The sequence below is a fragment of the Enterobacter cloacae complex sp. ESBL7 genome (assembly GCF_041679625.1).
Lineage (GTDB): Bacteria > Pseudomonadota > Gammaproteobacteria > Enterobacterales > Enterobacteriaceae > Enterobacter > Enterobacter asburiae_B.
On the sequence record NZ_JBGORN010000005.1, the window covers coordinates 167864 to 188331 of the forward strand.

The 20468-nt window shown below is 57.4% G+C and carries 12 protein-coding genes; 1 reads left to right on the forward strand and 11 read right to left on the reverse strand.

The window, feature by feature from the left end; all coding sequences use genetic code 11:
* Positions 1 to 22: 22 nt before the first annotated feature.
* The gene (locus tag ACERY3_RS18105) at positions 23 to 2065 is read right to left on the reverse strand and encodes an AsmA family protein (RefSeq protein WP_058842089.1); all 2043 of its coding nucleotides are present in this window, start codon (positions 2063 to 2065) and stop codon (positions 23 to 25) included.
* Positions 2066 to 2130: 65 nt separating this feature from the next.
* Entirely contained in the window at positions 2131 to 2904 is a 774-nt protein-coding gene (gene pdeH, locus ACERY3_RS18110; protein ID WP_039263033.1) for a cyclic-guanylate-specific phosphodiesterase, read from the reverse strand.
* Positions 2905 to 3133: 229 nt separating this feature from the next.
* Here pdeH and ACERY3_RS18115 point away from each other — a divergent pair, with 229 nt between their 5' ends.
* Positions 3134 to 4063 (forward strand): sugar kinase, encoded by a 930-nt coding sequence (locus ACERY3_RS18115; protein ID WP_058842090.1) that lies wholly within the window; start codon positions 3134 to 3136, stop codon positions 4061 to 4063.
* A 531-nt stretch (positions 4064 to 4594) separates the two neighbouring features.
* Here ACERY3_RS18115 and ACERY3_RS18120 read toward each other — a convergent pair.
* The 9 genes from ACERY3_RS18120 to bcsR form a co-directional block, all read right to left on the reverse strand.
* Positions 4595 to 6088, reverse strand: a complete 1494-nt coding sequence (locus ACERY3_RS18120) for a pitrilysin family protein (RefSeq protein WP_058842091.1) — start codon at positions 6086 to 6088, stop codon at positions 4595 to 4597.
* Between the two features lie 227 nt (positions 6089 to 6315).
* On the reverse strand, positions 6316 to 7602 hold the full coding sequence (locus ACERY3_RS18125; protein ID WP_023309587.1) for a dicarboxylate/amino acid:cation symporter: 1287 nt from the start codon (positions 7600 to 7602) through the stop codon (positions 6316 to 6318).
* A gap of 159 nt (positions 7603 to 7761) precedes the next feature.
* On the reverse strand, positions 7762 to 9768 hold the full coding sequence (gene hmsP / locus ACERY3_RS18130) for a biofilm formation regulator HmsP (RefSeq protein ID WP_373226195.1): 2007 nt from the start codon (positions 9766 to 9768) through the stop codon (positions 7762 to 7764).
* Positions 9769 to 9887: 119 nt separating this feature from the next.
* Positions 9888 to 13370, reverse strand: coding sequence for a cellulose synthase complex outer membrane protein BcsC (gene bcsC / locus ACERY3_RS18135; RefSeq protein WP_373226196.1), 3483 nt, complete (start codon positions 13368 to 13370; stop codon positions 9888 to 9890).
* Positions 13352 to 14458: a cellulose synthase complex periplasmic endoglucanase BcsZ gene (gene bcsZ, locus ACERY3_RS18140; protein ID WP_373226204.1), complete on the reverse strand. Its 1107-nt coding sequence runs from the start codon at positions 14456 to 14458 to the stop codon at positions 13352 to 13354. Before bcsZ ends, bcsC begins: the two co-directional genes overlap by 19 nt.
* A gap of 6 nt (positions 14459 to 14464) precedes the next feature.
* Positions 14465 to 16885, reverse strand: coding sequence for a cellulose biosynthesis cyclic di-GMP-binding regulatory protein BcsB (gene bcsB / locus ACERY3_RS18145; protein ID WP_373226198.1), 2421 nt, complete (start codon positions 16883 to 16885; stop codon positions 14465 to 14467).
* Positions 16886 to 16895: 10 nt separating this feature from the next.
* Positions 16896 to 19511 (reverse strand): UDP-forming cellulose synthase catalytic subunit, encoded by a 2616-nt coding sequence (bcsA, locus tag ACERY3_RS18150; RefSeq protein WP_029740462.1) that lies wholly within the window; start codon positions 19509 to 19511, stop codon positions 16896 to 16898.
* Complete coding sequence (gene bcsQ / locus ACERY3_RS18155; RefSeq protein WP_023333774.1) at positions 19508 to 20260, reverse strand: cellulose biosynthesis protein BcsQ; 753 nt, start codon at positions 20258 to 20260, stop codon at positions 19508 to 19510. The genes bcsA and bcsQ overlap by 4 nt, the downstream gene beginning before the upstream one ends.
* 11 nt (positions 20261 to 20271) lie before the next feature.
* Positions 20272 to 20460 carry a cellulose biosynthesis protein BcsR gene (bcsR, locus tag ACERY3_RS18160; RefSeq protein ID WP_008503237.1) on the reverse strand — a complete coding sequence of 63 codons (189 nt, stop codon included), beginning with the start codon at positions 20458 to 20460 and terminating at the stop codon, positions 20272 to 20274.
* Positions 20461 to 20468: the final 8 nt, after the last annotated feature.

A 20468-nucleotide genomic window follows, 5' to 3' on the forward strand; every position in this document is an offset into this window, starting at 1 on the left:
ACAGGGAGAGGGAGAAAGGGAGCTACTTCTTCATCTGCGACAAAATAGTCCGGCACTGATTGGCCTCGCCTTCTGACGGCGAAATCAACGCCAGCAGCGCTGCGGCCGGGGTGACCAGCGTCGCCAGGGCCGCAGCCACCGCACCGCGCGCAATCAGCGGTCCGGGCTTCACGCCCGCCTGCGGGTTTTTGAAGGTTCCGCGCACGTAAAGCGGCGAGCGCAGGGTGATGATGCGGATCCCCTTACTTTCCGGGTCAATCGTCAAATCAAGCTGCTCCGAGGCCATGCTGGCGGTCCCGGTCACGTTAATCACCGCGTTTTCCGTGTCGAAGGCAAATATCTGCGGACGCGCCACGCCGTTAACCAGATCCAGATTGGCCGCCGCGCAGTTCACCCGCACCTCGTCATCACCAAAAATTTGCCCGATGACGTAGTTACCGACGTTCAGCCCCAGGATCTCCATCAGGTTTCGGCTCACCAGCCCGTCGTTCATCAGCAGCTTCAGGTTACCATTGCCGCTGCCCAGCAGCGCCGCCACCGAGTTCCCTACGCCGCGAATGTCGGCATCACCGTTCATTTCCCCGAGGGTTTTCTGCATCAGCTCTACGTTCGGCATCAGCTCTTTCAGCTTCAATCTACGCGCCTGGATCTCCGCCCGTCCCTGCATCGGCTTCTTATCGCCTTCCAGGTGAATATTCGAGGAAATCGTCCCGCCCGCCATGCCGAACTTCAGCGGCTGCAGGCGCAGGTCGGCGTTTTTGAGGAGGATATGGGTCGAAAGATTGCTGATCGGCAGCGTACTGCCATGTTCAATTTTTCCGCCTTTAAAGCGCACATCCGCATCCATCACGTCCCATTTATCGGTTTCGAAGCGATCGTATGGCAGCACTTTGCCCGCAGGCTGAACATCCTTTTTGACCTCTTTCGACTTTGTGCCTTTGCCCGAATCCACACCAATCAGCGGACCAAGATCGGCCAGACGCAGCTGACGGGACTCAACATCCCCTTCCAGTTTCGGGCGCGGTTTTCCGGTGGTGTAGGTCAGCGTGCCGTGAATGTCGCTGTCGCCGATGCGGCCGTTGAAGTCCCGGTAGTCAAAAACGGACGATTTTTCGGTATCGATTTTGGCGACCAGATGCCCGTCCGTTTCGAACGGCGGGGTATCCGGCAGCAGTACGCCGGTCAGTTCATACAGCTCGCCCAGCGAATCACCGGCAAATTTAAGCTGAAGGTCGACGCCGCCCATATTCATCGGATCGTTGACCGTGCCGACGAACGCCACGCGGGTGTTACCGGAACGGAAGTCCGCCTGCACCGGGAACGGCGTGCCTTCGCTCCGCAGCGCCAGCATGCCGCCAATTTTCCCTTTACCGCTGAGAGGCCGATCGTTGTAGCGTCCTTTTGCCGTCAGGCCGAAGACATAGTCCCCCACGCTTGCCGCGTCGCCTTTTGCTTTCGTGCCCGTGACCTCGCTAAACGGCAGCGGTTTGCCCAGCGGATCGACGAGGATCTCCACGTCCGCCTTGCTGACTTTATCGTCGATGGCGATCCGCCCGCGATCGAAAAGAATATTGTCGAGACGGAACGACCAGGAGGAAGGCCGGGCATTCGGATCTTTTTCGCTGTCGCTGGCAAGGTTAAACGTCCAGTTGTTGTTTTTTTCTGAGAGTCGGATCAGGCGCGCATCGGGCTGCTGAAGTTTGATCCACGGCAGATAGACCGTTTTGGTGAGGAGCGCCAGCGGAGCCAGCGTGGCTTCAACGCGCGGCAGGTGGATCATGGTGACGTCCGGGATATCCGGCGGGTTGCCGAGAATGATGTCGTCGGCATGGACGTGAGGCCAGGGGATCCAGCTGCGCCAGCCGGGCTCCTCTTTCTGACGCTCCCATACCACCCCTAAATCGCCGCGTATGGCGAAGGGGCGGTTCAGTTCGGTTGAGACTTTCTGGTTGATGGTCGGCTTGAGACGGTTCCAGTCAAACGTCGCAATAATGATGGCGACGACCACGATCAACAACAAGAAAATCCCTGCTGTCCAGGAGATTACCCTGGTTGTTCTCGTCATTTTTATCCCCTTTCCTGATGACCTGTCCTGTAAAACTATAGTCCAGACAAAGGGAAGCGGGCTTATCAGAGGGTCGTTATAACGCTATCCAGGCGATCCATGGGTACCGGGCGGGAGAGATAATAGCCTTGCGCCGCCGCTGCAGGAGAGTTTTGCACATCACGCCACTCTTCCAGTGTTTCCACACCTTCAACAATCACGCCCTGGCAATAGCGGTTCATCAGCTGTAATAACAGCGTAAACAGATTCCGCCCTTCCGGGGTCTGACGCAGCATAATGAACAGGTCGCGGGCCACTTTGATGTAGTCGTAGCGCACCTCACTCAGGGCGGAGAAGTTCGCCATGCCGGTGCCAAAGTCATCCAGCCACAGCGGGCCGTATTCGCATATCGACGCAAACGAGGAGTCCTGCGGCAGGCGGACATGCTCCACCAGCTCAAAGCGCATCCACGGCAGGGTGGCGATCAGCTCCTGCAATTTTGCGTTCTGACGCAGCGCCAGCAGGGTTGGACCATCGACGTTCACCGAGGCGAGGATATCGTGCCGTTCGAAAAAGGACTGCTTCGTCGCCAGCATACGAAGCTGTTCTTCCAGCACGTCCAGACGCTGGCGAACGGCAACTTCGGCAAAATAGCGATCCGGCGCGATGCGCTGAGTAGGGTTTGAGGGATGCGTAACGACGGTCAAAATTTCAATTGCCATCAGTCGACCATCTGTTCGGTAGATCGGCTGATAGGTGTACGCACGCTCACATTGCAGCCAGTAGCGATGCTCCTGCAAGTTCTCAATACTTGCCTCAGGCGTAGTGCTCAGCCGCTGGATAACCTGCTCTGACTTCATTTCAGATGTCCTGTTGTTGGGATAGCCTTTCTGGACTCGTCACAGGATTATCGGCGCAACAATTGAGAACTTTATGTTCAATTCACCGGGAAAATGAAATTAAGATGACAGAAATGCGCGGGAACACGCGCTGGCTCAAATAAAATAATGGAACGTTGTTTTAATATAGTTGACCGGTTAATTCACTCAGCGCACACTGCTGATAATTCTTCTGTTCAGGTTCACGACTATGTCCAAAAAAATTGCCGTGATTGGCGAATGCATGATTGAGCTGTCACAAAAAGGCGCGGAAGTCAGCCGCGGATTTGGTGGCGATACGTTAAACACGTCCGTTTATATTGCCCGTCAGGTCGCACCTGACGCGCTCACCGTGAACTACGTGACCGCCCTGGGCACGGACAGCTTCAGCCAGCAAATGCTGGAGGCCTGGCAGAGTGAACATGTCGAAACGTCGCTGATTCAGCGTATGGAGAACCGCCTCCCGGGGCTTTATTACATCGAAACCGACAGCACCGGCGAACGCACGTTTTATTACTGGCGTAACGAAGCCGCGGCCAAATTCTGGCTGGAGAGCGACGCGGCCGCGGCCATCTGCGAAGAGCTGGCGACCTTTGACTACCTCTATCTGAGCGGGATTAGCCTGGCGATCCTGAGCCCTACCAGCCGTGAAAAGCTGCTCTCGCTGCTGCGCGAATGCCGTGCAAACGGCGGCAAGGTTATTTTCGATAACAACTACCGCCCGCGCCTGTGGACCAGCCGTGAAGAGACGCAGCAGGTCTATCAGCAGATGCTGCAGTGCACCGACATCGCCTTCCTCACGCTCGACGATGAAGACGCCCTGTGGGGTGAGAAACCGGTAGAGGACGTGATTGCACGCACGCAGGCGGCAGGCGTGAGCGAAGTGGTGATTAAGCGCGGGGCGGATTCGTGCCTGGTCGCGGTGGCGGGCGAAGCGCTGGCTGACGTGCCGGCGGTGAAGCTTGCCAAAGAGAAAGTGATTGATACCACGGCGGCCGGTGATTCATTCAGCGCGGGATATCTGGCGGTACGTCTGACGGGTGGAACGCCGGAAGCGGCGGCACAGCGTGGTCACCTGACGGCCAGCACGGTGATTCAGTATCGCGGGGCGATTATTCCGCGTGAGGCGATGCCTGTTTAAGTCAGGTGCGGGCTGATGCCCTCACCCTAACCCTCTCCCACAGGCCTGAGGGTTCCCCACAAAATAATGCCAGCACGGACTACCCCCTCTCCCTTGAGGGAGAGGGCTGGGGTGAGGGGGAACATACGGCTCTGGTGGTCATTCCGTTCACTTTATGTTCCTTGCTACTCTGTAATGACATTACCGGTGAACGTGCCATGGCGGCTCAGTCGCCGCCGCCCTGGCGACCCGGGCTCCCGGCGATAAATCGCCGCTTCGCGGTGCCCTCGGCTTATTCCTTCCGGCTTATCGGGTACGGGCGGAGGTAACGTCCCTGTAAAGCCCGCCCTCTCGGCGCATCCATGCGCCTCGCCCCGGCCGGAAGGCAAACGCCTCAGCGATTTACAGCCGGACCAGGGCATCGCTGTAAGTCATTCATTTACCTGAAGCAACATTCATCGCTTCAGGTAAAAAATTACTGGGGATTACTCTCCCCACAGGGAGAGTGGACGATGAACACCCCCTCCCTGTGGGAGAGGGAATGTTTAAGCATTACTGCCCCTGCGGAATATCCGTCGCGTCCGGATGTAAATCATCAGCCGTGGGGGCCTGCGCAGGCTGCGGCGCGGTAGCCATAATGGAATCCCAGGTCTTCTGAAGTTCCTTCATGTCATATTCCGGCTCGCCCTTCGGTTGCAGGAGGATCAACGCCATCTCCTGCGACAGCTGCTGACGGAGGTCCTGATTGAGCATCTCGACGGTCAGACCGTTCAGGAAGTCCTGACGCAGTTTCTGGTACTGTTCCGGCGCAATGTCCACCACCTGATTCTGCAGGGAACGAATACGCTGGCTGATCAGAATGTCGGTATCGGCGCGAGCGTAGGTCGCAAACAGCTTCTGCAGCTCGAGTTTTTTCTGCGCCACGAGAGCGTTGAATTCCTCTTCGGAAAGCCCCTCTTTACGCACTTTTGCCAGCTCTTTTGCGACCACGCCCAGATTGGCATTCAGCTTATCGCCCGGCGATTCAACGTTGATGGCGCACTGCGCACGCTGGAACAGCACGCGGCAGTCAAAGCCAAGACCGATATTCTTCACGTTGTTCTTGCTCAGCGTCTGCTGAACGTGCCAGAACAGTGCTTCACGCGCGAGATCGGCACGCCAGTAGCGCAACATCGCCGCGGACTCGCGGATTGGCTGCCAGGCGTTATCCCACATGACGGAGAGGCGATCCTGACGCACGGCGTCCGTCATAATGCTGACAGGCTCTGCACGCAGCGGAGAAAGCGTCGGGACAGGGGCTGGCGTTTCACGCTTGCCTTTCAAATCACCAAACGCTTTGTTGATCTGCTCCACCACCGCGCGGCTGTCCACGTTACCCACCACGATCAGCGTCATCGCATCCGGGGTGTACCACTTCTGGTAGAACGATTTTACCTGTTCGGCGTCCACCGGCTGTTTCAGCGGTTCGGCCGGGTCATGTCCCAGCAGCGTCGAGCCCTTCAGGCGGTAACGCCACCAGCCCTCTTTGGTATCCCCGGGCCAGGTCGCCACCATGTCGCTGTTGCTCAGCGCATAGTTGACGGTGTCCGGCGTAATCGCCAGATTGCCAGAGGCATCGGAGAGATACGTAAGCGCTTCTTTAAGGAGGTCGTTACGGTTATTTGGCAGGCTCAGGTTAAACATGGTGTAGTCATACGAGACCACAGCCGGAGGGAGCGGGCGTTTCGGATCGATGGCCTGCTGCCAAAGCGAACGCACCTGAACCGCTTGCAGGCTGCCGCTCTGCGTGAGCGCCAGCCGTGGAATAAAATGGCTAAAACCGGTTTGCTGAGTGCTTTCCGCGAGGGAACCGGTATTAATGGACAGACGGATTTCTACACGGTCACTGGGACGTTGCGGAGTGGCTAAAACCTGCCACTGAAAACCGTTCGCTAATGTCCCTTGTTGCCAGGCCGGGTCTGGCTGGAGCGCATCTGCCTGCACATAACTGGCTGCTGCCATCATCAGCAAACCGCCGGTTAAGAGTCGAATTTTTGTGCCCTGCATGTGAACCCCTGATCAACATTCCTGGTTAAAAAAGAGTGTTTCGCGACGCGCTTCACTCTTAAAGATGACGATGAAAACACGTCGATTAGACCGCGCGTTCGGCAAAACGTCACGGTCAGAAGTGAAATATACCCAAAAAAAATCTTGTCGAATTATGACAGGTACGAACAGTTATTATGCGCAGGAGCCCGCATCCCGACAAGGGAATACGGGCATTTGTGACAAGATTAAGAGGTTAAGCCAGGATTTTTGCTGTCAGTTGAACGGTTATTCAGAGTATCGTCGAGCTTTTTGTGATCCAGCTCTTTCACCCATTTCGCCACCACCACCGTTGCCACGCCGTTACCTACCAGGTTGGTTAACGCACGCGCCTCTGACATGAAGCGGTCGATACCCAGAATCAACGCCAGACCCGCCACCGGCAGGTGACCCACAGCGGAAATGGTGGCAGCCAGCACGATAAATCCGCTGCCCGTCACCCCTGCCGCGCCTTTAGAGGAGAGCAGGAGCACCACCAGCAGGGTAATCTGATGGAAAATATCCATATGGCTGTTGGTCGCCTGAGCGATAAACACGGCCGCCATCGTCAGGTATATCGAGGTGCCGTCAAGGTTGAAGGAGTAGCCCGTCGGGATCACCAGCCCGACCACCGATTTACGGCACCCCAGCTTTTCCATCTTGTCGAGCATACGCGGCAGCGCGGATTCTGAAGAGGAGGTCCCCAGAACGATCAGCAGCTCTTCGCGGATGTAACGGATAAATTTGAAGATGTTGAAACCCGTCGCGCGGGCGATGGAGCCCAGCACCACGACCACGAAAAGGATACAGGTGATATAGAAGCAGATAATCAGCTGACCCAGCTGCACCAGCGTACCGACGCCATATTTACCGATGGTGAAGGCCATCGCGCCGAAAGCACCGATCGGCGCCAGGCGCATGATCATATTGATGATGCCGAAAATCACCTGGGAGAAGCTTTCGATCACATTAAAGATAAGCTGGCCTTTGCTGCCCAGACGGTGCAGAGCAAAGCCAAACATCACGGCGAACAGCAGAACCTGCAGGATGTTTCCGCTGGCGAACGCGCCAATGACGCTGCCCGGTATCACGTCCAGCAGGAAAGCCACCACGCCCTGATCCTTCGCCTGCTCGGCATACACCGCGACCGCTTTGGCATCCAGCGTTGACGGGTCTACGTTCATCCCCGCGCCCGGCTGCACCACGTTGACGATGATCAGACCGATAATCAGCGCAAGGGTACTGACCACTTCAAAATAGAGAAGCGCCACTGCACCGGTACGACCGACCGCCTTCATGCTTTCCATGCCAGCGATGCCCGTCACGACGGTACAAAAGATCACCGGCGCGATGACCATTTTGATGAGCTTAACGAACGCGTCGCCAAGCGGTTTCATTTGCGCGCCCAGCTCAGGGTAATAGTGACCCAGCAGAATACCGATGGCGATGGCTGTCAGGACCTGGAAATAAAGACTTTTGAAGAGTGAGGTTTTCATAAGGTGTCCTTGGGAAGAAAAACCACAGGCTTTGTAAGGTTATGGTTAACCTGCGGCTTTAAAATAACACCCACATAACAGGACAGAAATAAACTCAGTTCAAATTTGAAACACAAATGTTAAGAACTTTGAGCTGGCTCGCACAAGCCAGCAACAAAATTACACTTTTGCGTTATTGTCAGCACCAGAAAGGTATCGTTCTTCAAAGACATCCGAAGGAACAGCAGGGGCAAAAAGGAAGCCTTGTCCGCTCTCCACGCCCGCCTCTGCCAGCCATGCGCGTTGCGCTTCGGTTTCAATCCCCTCGGCAATAAGATGCAGGTTGAGGCTGCGCGCCATCTGGATAATCGCCTGCACCATGCTGCTGTCGCCAGGCAGACCGTCGACAAACGCTTTATCAATTTTGAGCACATCCACCGGAAGGGTTTTCATGTGCTGAAGCTGACGCAGCCCGGCGTATCCCATGCCAAAATCGTCCAGCGCAATGCGAATGCCGGCATTACGCAGCGGTTTCAGAATTGCGACTGCCTGATTAGGGTCGTCGATGCGTCGGCTCTCCGTCACTTCCAGAGTTAACGTATCAGGCTTGATTCGGTAACGATGGATCAGCTCCAGCATCTCTGAAACCATGGTCGGGTGCATCAGCTGCAGGGCAGACAAATTGACCGACAGCGGAAGCGTCACGCCGCGCTCCTGCCAGGCGGCAAGCTGACGGCAGGACTCCTCCAGCACCCAGTAGCCGACGGTAACCATCAGGCCACAGGACTCAATGCGCTCAATCAGCCCTTCCGGCAGCTCCCATGAACCATCCGGCTGTTGCACGCGCAGCAGTGCCTCGGCGCTTTTCACTTCTCCCGTCAGCAAATTCACCTGCGGCTGTAGCCAGAGGGCAAACTGGCGGTTATCCAGCGCGGTCAGGATGTCGCTCTCTTCCGTCAGGCGCTGCTGCGCCTTTTCCATCTCTTCCGGCGCGAAGAACTGGATCTGATTTTTGCCTTTGCGCCGGGCGGTGAACGCCGCCGAGAACGCGCGATGATAAAGCTGCTCTGCCGTTAAATCGCCATAGTACATCGCAATACCGATACTGGCGCTTGGACGAAGCTGGATACCCTGAATGGGCAACCGCTCATTAATGACAGTGAGTACTTGCTGACCTAAAGTGATCGCATGCCAGGGTTCTTTTACGCCGTTGGCAATCACCACCAGGTCGTAACCGCTGACCTGGGTCAGCACCATGCGCGGGGCAAGGACAGACTTCACTTTTTCCACCAGGGTCAGCAGCAGTATTTCGCGCTGGCTCTCCCTGAGCACGCCAGCCGTGTCCTGCAGGGTTTCACAGGCGATAACCATCAGCGCCGTGGTTTGCTGACGGGCAACGGTCTGCTCCAGCATCGCCATCAGGAAGGCTTTATTGGGAAGCTCCGACACCGGGAAGCGCGTGGCGCTGCTGTTTAACTCATCCTGCTGGCGCTGAATGCGCTGCTGGTTGAGGTTGTAGCTGCGCACCAGCATGCCTATCTCATCGTCATGATGCAGACGCGGCAGCTCAAGCTGATGCCCCATCTGATCCTGCGGCGCAAGCGTATTCAGCTCGCGGGCGATACGGCGCAGCGGATGAACAATCAGCCGGTTAATGCACCAGGTGAGCGCCACGCTGAGAATAAGCGTCATAAGTAAGCAAGTGGTCACTAACGTAACCACCCAGCTCATGACGAATTTATACATGCGGTAGGAATCCGCCTGTAATACCAGGTAGGCCAGCGGCTGCGGATTGGCAGGGCGTTCAAGCGAATAAACGGGCAGCGAAATCTGCACCGGCAGTTCAAACAGGCGCATCACCATCATCGGGACGGGACGCTCCGGGATAAAGCTCATCCGCAGCGCCTGAAACTGGTTGGGCAAGACCACATCGGCGCGGCTAACGACGCCGGCAGGCTGAATGCGTTTTAAAATGGTTTCCGCTTCGGGAATATCCCCTTTCAGGATAGCGGCAGAGAGCGGGCCGCGCACCGAGCGCGCGATACTTTCTAACTGCGAAGCCGTGTTATAGCGATTCTGCTGTACGGAATGAAACAGCAAAATTACGCAGAAGAGCAGTACAAACAGCATGGTGACGGCAGAAACCATCGCCATCTGTTTGATTGTTAAGGAACGGCTGACACGCAAAATGACTCTCCACAAAACTCGAAGCGCAGGGCGCGCCAGGGTGTAAACCTGGCGCGCCTGAGTATACCCGATTGCCGCGCTATTAAGAGAGACTTACAAATGGATTAAGGATAATCCGATTACCAGTCCGCGTAAGGGATGAGCGGCTGCGGCGGTAAGTCCATAGCGCCCTGCCAGCCTGCAGCAGAGTAACGCACATAGATCAGCGCATGGCTTGGGGTATAGTCTTTCGCTTCCTGAATATCCACGCCCATGCCCACAAACCAGTTGGACGTTACGCGGCGTTCGATAATGGCCCGCGCGGTATAACCCGTGCCTGAGGAGCTGCTGCCGGTTTCCATCACGCCCCGGTCGGTATAGCGGTCTGGCTCATCGGTCGGGATCAGATTCTGGATCGGGTAGCGCAGTTCGTCTTTGGTTTTCGAGTGAGACCAGGACACCGAGCCGCCCAGCTCCCATGACCAGTTCTCCGTGCGTTTACGCCAGGTCACCGGCAGTGCGAAGGAGACATACTCCTGCGGGCTGTAGTAGCCGCCCTGACCCAGGGTATAACCGCTCAGATCTTTGTCGTAGTGCCAGAGCATATTGGAGACGCCGACCGTCAGGCGCTCGTTGTTTTTATTTATGAGCTTGTAGTAGTAACCCGTCATCCAGCGGACGCGCCAGTTATCTTCCACATTTTTACCCGTCAGCGTTTCCGCGTTCAGGCTTGACCAGACGCCGTTCGCTTCCCCTTTGTCATAGCTCACGCTTACGCCGCCACCGGTGGCACGTACGCCGCCCCAGGTGGTGCCGGTGTTGGTATCTTTTTGCCCGGCGAACGCCAGCAGAGAGCTGGAGATGGGGCGGCGATGGGCGTTAACGGTATAGCCGATGGGGCCCAGATCGCTGCTGTAGCTGATGCCGCCCACCACGTCGACGACGTCAAAGCCCATTGGCGTGGTGCCAATATCCATCGCCCAGGTTTTATTCTGCCAGCCGACGGCGACGCTTGCGCCATTGTCGGACTGATGGGTGTTGCCGCTACACGGCGTTTCGTAGCAGGTCCCCCATTTTGGATCGTAGGTCCCGTTATTGTTATCAAATGAACCGGCGTCCATGTTGACCAGATCGCTTCTGAAGAACATGCGCCCGTCAGACAGCGGAGCATCCACCTGCAGCATGGTAGTGTGCGCTTTCAGGTCAGAATAGCCGCCCGTGCCGCTGGAGCCCCAGTAGTCGTGCTGCAGCGTGACGTTAACATCCTGCTGACGGTACAAGTCACCGGCATCGCTGCGCACGCCGCGCTTCAGCCAGTCGTCTTTTTCATCGTTACGCGTCAGACGAGTGAAACTGTCGTTGTCGGCCGGACGCGTCGTGGTGATGCCCGTCGACACCATCGCGTCTTTATAGGTTTCCAGCGCCTGCTGAGGCTGACCGTTTTGCGCCTGGAAACGCGCGGCATCACGTAACACCAGCGCGTTTTCCATGGAGCCGGGCTGCGATTTAGCCTGCGGAATGATTTTGTTGAAGGTCTGTTCTGCGGCAGCGGAATCGCCCAGACCTGCCTGCGCCATCGCGATCCGGCGCTGCATGTTGAGCGACAGCGGCTGGCCGTTTTGCGCGGCGGGCAGTTTCGCCAACTCTGCGCGCGCGGCATCTTTGTCGCCCTGCGCGCTGTAAATCTCGGTCAGGCCGAGGATCGCGTCTTCGTTCTGCGGTTCACGCTGCAGAACGGCGTTATACGTCGTTTTCGCCGACGCCAGATCGCCACGCTGCTGCGCCCAGTCAGCCAGCGTCAGGTCGATGCGGGTGGAGGTCGGCTGCTGACGCAGAAGGTTTTCCGCCTCCTGCTCTTTTCCGCTGTCGCGCAGACGATTGGCGGTTTCCAGCACCTGATTGCTTTGCAGGCGGTCGGCAAGCTCCTGAATATTGCCGTTCCACCGGCTGCGCGGCAGCGTGTCCAGATGCGCCAGCGCGGCGCGGTCCTGATCGTTGCCGGAAAGATAGAGCCCGCTGGCGTACACCTGATCCGGATCGGTCGGTTTCTGGCTGGCAAGCTGACGCATCAGGGTATCCGCCTGGCTGCGCTGACCCGCGCTGTAGAGATCGCGCGAGAGACGATAGGTTATCCACACGTCGCCCGGTGAGAGCGCCAGACGACGGCGCTGAACCTCTGCCGCCTGAGCGTATTTCCCCTGATTTTCCAGCTGTTCTGCCTGAGCGGAGAGCTGCTCGTTGGTCAGGCTGCGTTCAATATCATCAATGCTCCGACGCTGGCTGGCGGAGAGAGACTGGATAAACTGCGAGGCCTTCTCCGGGGACTGCGCGCGGTAAATATTGGCCAGGCCGCGGACCGCATTGCTGTTGCCGCTGTCCATACGCAGCGCCTGGCGATAGTAACGTTCCGCTGCGTCATTATCTTTACGCGCCGCGGCGGCATCGCCCAACCCCAGCACGGCATAACTGTCGGTATTGTCGATACTGCGCGCCTGCTGATAGTAACGCTCCGCCTGCGCAGGGTTATTCGCCTTCAGGGCCGCATCGCCCTGCTGGATCAGCAGCCAGTAGCGGTTGACCTTCAGCAGACTGTCCCATTTACCCCGGTTATCGCTCTGGGGATCGAGGGCAATCGCCTTTTCAAACTGCGCCACCGCGCGGGCGCGGTCGCCTTTCTGAGAATAAGCCTGGCCAAGGGCACCCACCGCTTCACTGTCGGCATGGTTGGCGCTGACGGCTTTTTGCAGCTCAGCCACCGCCTTACTTCCCTGCCCGGCATCCACCGCCGCCAGCCCTTCCGCTTTCGCGCGGAACGCCGGGTCAGCGAGCTGTTTTTGCTGTTCTTCGAGCTGGGCACGCGCCGCCGCGACGCTATCGCCGTCACTGAATACGCTCAGGTATTTTTGCAGCGCGCTGACGCTGGCGCTGCTGGCAGGCTGGCCTTTGATTTGGTCATACCACATATCAGACGCCTGGCTGCGCCCGTTGGTCGATTTAGCCATATCCTGCAATACCGCAAAGCCTTCGTCACGGCGTCCGCTCTGGAACAAAAGCTGGGACAGCGTCGCCTGCAGCTGTGTATTTCCGGGGCTGCTGGTGTTGATTTTCTTGAGCTGGTTAATGGCTGCATTCCGGCGAGCGGGGTCTTTCGCCACGACGTTCCAGTATTCCGTCGCCACGTCGCCGCCCGGCGGGTTGCCGTCAAACAGCTTGTCATAGGCTGCAATCGCCTCCTGCGTGTGTCCCGTGGTGGCGAGCAAACGCGCCTGCTGGAGCTGCTGGCGGCCATCCGGCGTGGACAGCAGCATCGTGTTGCGTGATGACTGGTATGCATTCGAGCCCGGCGCAATCCCTTTCAGACGATCCAGCTCTTTTTGCGCACCGGCGTTATCGCCCTGGCGCAGCAGGTAGCGAAAGCGTGCGGCAATGACGTCAGGGTTGTTCGGGTCAATCAGCTCAAGACGGTAAAGCGACTGACGAACCAAATCCTCACGCTGTGTCGATTCGCCCAGCCGAACCTGTTCCAGCAGCTGTTTCTGCTGCGGAGAGTTGGCGGCTTCAGCCATCGGCATCAGTGCCAGGCCAAGCGATAAAGTGAGTAGATTTACTGTGAACTTGCGCATTCCTGGCCCCAATCCGGTATTAATTCACCTTTTGCGGTGAAGCGAAAACGATGCTGATCCCATCCTTGCCCAAAGAGAGTCAGCACGTAGCTGTAATAGGCATTGTTATCGGGAAAATGGTCCGCAACGCGCTGGCGCTGAACCGCCAGGGCATCACGTTGTTGTAAAAACGGCAGCATGGCGGCAGAGAACCCGACCGGGCCATTCCCGGTGCGTTTACCCGTCGCCACATCCACTTTCTCCGGCGGCACACCCCGTTTCATTGTCTTTGCCGCCATCGGCTGGAAGCGCGTCAGCAGCCGGGCTTTCTGAGGATCTTTATCACTCATCATTCCCACCCAGAGATAAACGCGGATGGCGTCGTAGCCGCCCACCAGCGATTTATCCTGCTGTAACCGCCAGCCTTTGTTTTTCTGATACTGAACCCAGTCCGGCGAAAACCCTTTCGGCGCGCTCTCCAGCAGCAGACGCTGATTGGTTTCACGAAGCTGGGTCCACGGCGGACCAAAGCGCGTGAAATAACTCGCTAACTGCGGAGGAAGATAGCTGGGGTTAAAACGCCAGACGTTTTCATCGGCAAAACCGACTTTACCGGGAAGCAGCATTGCGCCGAGCCCCGGCACTTTCACCACTTCCTCACTGACAATGTGTTTCAGCAGCGCCTTACCCGTGCGGGTATAGTCCGGATGTTTCCACAACCGGCCCGCTTCGAGCAGAGACCAGGCGATCCAGACATCGGCATCAGAGGCGGAGTTGGTATCAATCACCGCCCACGTCTCTTTATCTTTCTGGCCCCATAGCCAGGCGGGCAGATGGTCGTTGAGATTGCCGCTGGCAAGATTATCGCGCGTCCAGGTCAGCAGCTGGTCAAACGCGCTGCGATCGTTCGCCGCAAGGGCAAAGAACAAGGCGTAGCTTTGCCCTTCCGAGGTCGTAATTTTGCGCGTGTCGCTGGGATCAACGACACGCCCGCCCTCACTGATGTAATCCTTTTTAAACTGCTCCCAGGCAGGCCAGGTACAGGCGGCGCGAAGAGGAAGCGCCGCCAGCATCAACGCTGCTAATGCACACCAGCGAAAGGCTTTCATCACATCTTACTCATCCGGGTTCAGGCGACGACGGCTGATGATACGCAGCAGACGCCACAGCACCCATGCCAGCAAGACCACGCTGACCGCCGCCAGGATGGCGAGCAGAACCGGATGGTTAGCCAGCGCATACCACAGGCGTTCGAACCACGGCAGATGGCCCACGTAGTACACGTCGCCCACGCGCAGGCTATTGACGCCGGACTCACGGATCACCGAAACGGATCCAAACATCGCGGCACGTTTACCGCTGTCGTTCATGGCCGTATTGAGCAGTTCATACCCGCGCGGGCTGTCCGCCAGGAGAGCCACCACGCTACGCTGTTCGTTGTAAGGTGACTGGAAGCCCACCACCGCGGCCATTGCCCCCTGAGACGTTACCGTCGTCTGCGCGCTGGCCTGACGGTCGTTCATATCCGGCATAATGCTCGGGAACTCGGTCTGACGCAGCGGCGTGTTAACCCAGGACTGGGCCGCTTTCACCAGCAGATCGATACGTTTGTCATCCTTCAGCTTATCCGGAATGGTACCGATCACCATGATGTCAGCATCTTTGTTCTGGATCTGGCTGCCATCGTCCGTCAACGTGACGTTAATCGCCGGTAATCCCGTCTGTCCCCCAACGGTCGCCATGGTATCCAGCAGGGTCGTAACCTGCCCTTCGCTTGGCGCTTTTGGCATCACAACGATGGACTCAGAGAGATCGGCCATGCGGCTGAACGGGAAGCCCGCGTTAGCAAAGGCGCGCAGATCCGGCATCGCCAGGAAGTGATAGTACTTCGAGAAGTCGATGGTCGACTCATCGCCAATCACGACGTGGTTCTGTACGGGCTGGAAGGTGATGCAGTTTTCCGCCGAACCGCCAGGCGTCGGGTTCATGTACTGGAAGTCAAAGCGCAGCTGGTTTATCGCGCCCAGCTTCAGTGCCGGAATGGAGACATCCGTTTTACCGTCCAGCAGCCCCTGCAACACCGGCAGGCGAAGCATCAGGCGGTTAGTATCCTGCGTGCTTTGCAGGCTGAACGATTGCAGGAACTGGTTGTTCAGGCTGATATCCATGCGCGAGCTGTCTTTGGTCGCTGGCGCGGTATAACGGTAGTTCAGATTGATATCGATGCCGTTGGTACGCAGCAGATACAGATCCGGCGGCAGATTCAGTGACAGGCTAATCGGCGCAGGCTCAAGCCCCGTCGCCTGCAGCTGTTCTTCATAGGTTTTCAGCTCGCCAAATGTCACCGCACGGTCGGTACGCACCCAGTTTGGCGCATCATAAGGTTTACGCGCCAGCAGCGGTTTGACCTCATCCACTACAACGCTGTTGCCACGGAAAAGGACGTTGCCCTGGGCAATCGCTTTTGCTGCCTGCACCAGATCTTTATCATCACGGCCAAAGACCACCAGCAGCTTCACGTACGGGTTTTCCGGGTGGCTTATCATCTCAACGGTCGGCGCTTTAACGTCCGGATGATCGCGCAGGAAGGTCGGGCGTTTCGCGTTGGTCGCAAACACAATGGCATTTCTGTCCGGCAGTTTGTCATACATCGCCGGGAAGCTCTGTCCACGCCAGCCGGCGCGTGAACCAAACCAGGACGCCACAATGGTGGCCGCCAGCTGCTCGGTCACGTCCGGTGACGATGCAAACACCATCGGCAGCGTGAGCGGACGGTTATCACGCGGATCGAAGAATGGAACCGGGAATGCCGAGAGATCGTTTTTCAGCGCCAGCGACTGGTAGGTCATCTGCAGCGAGGAGTTACGCCCGATGTCCATCCAAAGCGTGTTGCTGGCCGGGTTTTCGCAGACATCGCGGTAGTGACCGACAAATTCCAGACGGATACGGTTAAAGTCGGTGATGAACAGCGGGTTGATCGGCACCTGCGCCTGGGTTTTCTTGCCCAGCTGCTCTTTGGTGACCGGCAGTACGTCCATCAGCTCATCATTCAGGTAGACCTTCAGCTGGGACTGCGTCGGCAGCAGAGACGGCGACGGCGTGTATTCCAGGTTCAGCACCGCATTAGAAACGACCTCATCGCTACGCATGCCAAACTCAATGCCGCCGTTAGGGTTGATGCCGCGCAGCACCATACTGCCCGGAGGCGGTGCAATTTGCGCGAAGGTCAGCTTCACGTCCCGCGACGGCGCATTGTCCGCAACGACGGGCGCATTCGCCCCCCGGACGCCAGGCATCACCTGCCCGATGACCTGGCCGTCTGCCGGCAGGGTGTTCCCCTCCGTTGGCTGGTTCGGCATGATATTTTCTGTTTGACCAGGTGCCGCGGTGACAACCGGATCGGTTGCTTGCGCGACGACAGGTACCGTTGGCGCAGGCGTTGCCGCTGCGTTACCAGGAGCTGCGTTAGCCATTGTTGCGGGGAGAACATTCATCCCCATTGCCACTGCACATAACCAGGAAAGTTTTGTTTTCATCGCGTTATCATCATTGTTGAGCCATAACCGGGTCCGCCTGCTTCGCCTCATCCCGCTCAGGACGACGAGGAATGAACGACACGACCCAGGAAACCAGCGAAGTAAGTGACCGGAAAATTAATTTCACCGACGACGGGGCGAATTCTGCAAGGTGACGATAGCCACGGAACCCCAGCTTCAGAATATCCAGCAGGCTTTCCAGAGGTTTATCTTCCGGGAAGCTGTCCTGCCAGAGAGCCCACGTATCCGCGCGGGCAAACGTACACTGCACAAAATCGATATGTTGCTTTTTGGTCAACGGCATCAGCTGCAAACCGACTTCATTGCCCGCCACGCGCACAACCTGCGTCGGGAAGACATACTCCTGCTGGCCGCGCTTAAGCAGCAGGTTAACTTTCTGGCCTTCCAGCACCTTAGCCTGGCCGTTGATTTTGATCCCCAGACCACCGTCAGAGAAGTCGTGCACGGTACAGGAGAAGAGGTGGCCATCTTCACGGGCGATCGCCGCAGGCATGCAGATTTCAACGCGATGCGCGCGACGAACCTGTTTACTCTCCACCGACACCGCTACCGCGCCGCCGAGGATAATCAGGTTGTAGAAGACCCAGGCCATACTCACAAAGACGGTCAGGATTTCGTTTTCCGGGCCGTAGAAGTAACGCCAGATACCGGCGATGACGCCAACGATATTCAGCAATACCAGGAAGATATACGGACGGGAGATCACCCAGTCGACGTACTCCTCTTCCACCAGGCCGCCCTTGGCGGTGACGTTAAATTTCCCTTTGTGCGGGTTAATCAGCGCCACCATCGTCGGCGGTGCGATATACCAGGCCAGCACCGTTTCGTAGATTTCGCTCCAGAAGGAATGGCGGTATTTACCCTGTATCTTCGAGTTAGTCAGGCTCGCGTGGATCATGTGCGGCAGAACAAACAGCGCAATCATCAGCGCCGGGGCGTAAATGATATAAGCGTGAAGGAGCAGGAACGCCAGCGGCGCGGTCAGGAAGATCAGCCGCGGGATACCGGATAAGAAGTGAAACATGGCGTTGACGTAGCAGAGACGTTGCGCCAGCTTGAGCCCTTTCCCAATCAGTGGGTTATCGAGACGGAAGATCTGCACCATGCCGCGCGCCCAGCGAATACGCTGACCAATGTGCGCCGACAGTGACTCCGTTGCCAGACCGGCGGCCTGCGGAATACGCATATACGCCGAGGTATAGCCACGACGGTGCAGGCGCAAAGAGGTATGCGCATCTTCAGTGACCGTTTCGACGGCGATACCGCCAATTTCATCCAGCGGCTTACGGCGGATAACCGCACAGGAGCCGCAGAAGAAGGTGGCATCCCACATGTCGTTTCCGTCCTGCACCAGGCCATAGAACAGCGTGCCTTCGTTCGGGGTTTTACGGAAGCGGCCAAGGTTACGTTCAAACGGATCCGGCGAGAAGAAGTGGTGCGGCGTCTGCATCATCGCCAGCTCTTTCTCCTTCAGGAACCAGCCCATGGTCATCTGCAGGAACGAGCGCGTCGGCACGTGGTCACAGTCAAAGATCGAGACAAACTCCCCTGTGGCATACTTCAACGCGTTGTTGATGTTCCCGGCTTTCGCATGCTCGTGAGTCGGACGAGCGATGTACTCGACGCCGACCTCCTCTGCGAACTGGCGGAACGCCGGACGGTTGCCGTCATCCAGGATCCAGACCTTGAGCTTGTCTTTCGGCCAGTCGATGCCCAGCGCGGCATAAATGGTGTTTTTCACCACGCTCAGATCTTCGTTGTAGGTCGGTACAAAGAGATCAACAGACGGCCACTGCGCGGTGTCTTTAGGCAGCGGAACCGGCTGGCGGTTGAGCGGCCAAATGACCTGGAAATAGCCCAGCACCAGCACGATCCAGGCGTAGGTTTCGGCAAACAGCAGCACCAGGCCGCACACCAGGCTGACCGGATCGTCCCAGTTCAGGGTTGAGGTATAACGCCACCAGATGTAGCGACAGGAGACGGTCAACGACAGCACAATCAGCATCAGCGCCGAGAAGCGGCCCGGAATACGGCGGACCAGCAGCGCCACGCCCCACAGCAGGATCAGGAAGGTGAACTGCGCCAGAGGGTTGAAAGGCTGCGTAATACAGACCAGCGCCAGAATGAGCGAGAACACGACGATCACGCCGAGGATAAAACGCCGCAGGCCCGGATGCAGATGCCCGAGCTCTTTATGGTTATCCAGATGGCTGGTCTTATCGCTTACGCTGTTGGGCAGTCTGTCCAGCCACTGGTGGTAGCGCTCACGTAACTGCTGGACGCGGGAGAAGCTGCGCCAGTGCGGCGTTATTTTCTCTGAGCGGGATGACGTGACCACCAGCCAGATGGCCTGAATGAGATATCGCGCCGGATCCAAAGGACGCGGCCGGTTGGGATTAATGTGCGGATATAGCTCACTGTGCCGGGCACGTATGCGCTGCCAGCGCGGGTGTTCGAGTGGAATAAACATCCAGGCCAGAATCATCCAGAAACAGCCGAGCGCGGCGCTAAATGCCGAAGCACCGTGCCGGCGGAAATGCCGGTAATGTTCGCTCAAACGCGAACTGACCGGTGGGATGAGTAACCAGCTGGCGAGACGACTCATACAGAACTCCCTGCATGCTCCGCCCTGTTGGCGAAGTTCAGCAGACACCAGTTAGCCAGCGTCAGGATCTCTTCTGCCGCCAGTGAATCGCTGCGGTATTCGCCGAGCGGTTGCTTAGACGCTAGGCATTCCGCCATCCCCTCATCACGATGGATGACAATGGGAAGCAGACGGCGCTGGCTTTGCAGCCAGACCTGATACAGATCGTCCTGGATCTGGCTGCCAATGCGCAAATCGTTAATCAGAAGGTGAGCGTTCTGAGGCAGCCCCTGCTGATGCAGGCGGATATGGCAGTTCGCATCGACGTTGACGATGGAAAGTATATGATCGCACTGGGCGATAAGCTGTCGAGTGAGCGTGCCGGCGCCGTGCGGCAGATCCAGCAGGATCCACTTGTAGTGCCCCTTTTCTTTCAGGGTTTGCAGCGCCAGCGTGAATTGCGAAAACAGGCGCTGATACGCGGCTTCATTCTCGCGTTCCGTGGTAGTCAGTTGCCCAAACGGCAGCAGATCGAGCTGGGAGGTATAGCGCATCCCTGCATCCTGCCAGTCTTTATCATCAAGCAGTGCCCGGGCCCAGCCCTCTTCACGAGAAAAGTCGACGTTAAACGACATACGCAACAAATTATCGGCGCAGGCGTCAATAACCAGCACCGATTCACCTAAAAGCTGTAATGACCACGCCAGCGCCGCGGTAACTGATGTGGTACCCACACCGCCACGGACACCCTGTAATCCGAGTATGGCCATCAATGGCTCCCTTATTGTTGATGGGCGAATTCAGCTAATAACGGCCAGCGTTTAATAGCCGCGGCCAACTGTTCCCGCTGGGAAATATCGGTGTAATCTATTTCAGGTAAAGAAAAGGCCTGCGTCAGCGCCAGAAAATCGTTTTGGAATGTGTAACCCAGAGTCGAGTCGACTGGGGTTCCAGGTTCGTTATTATCCATTCTTTTTC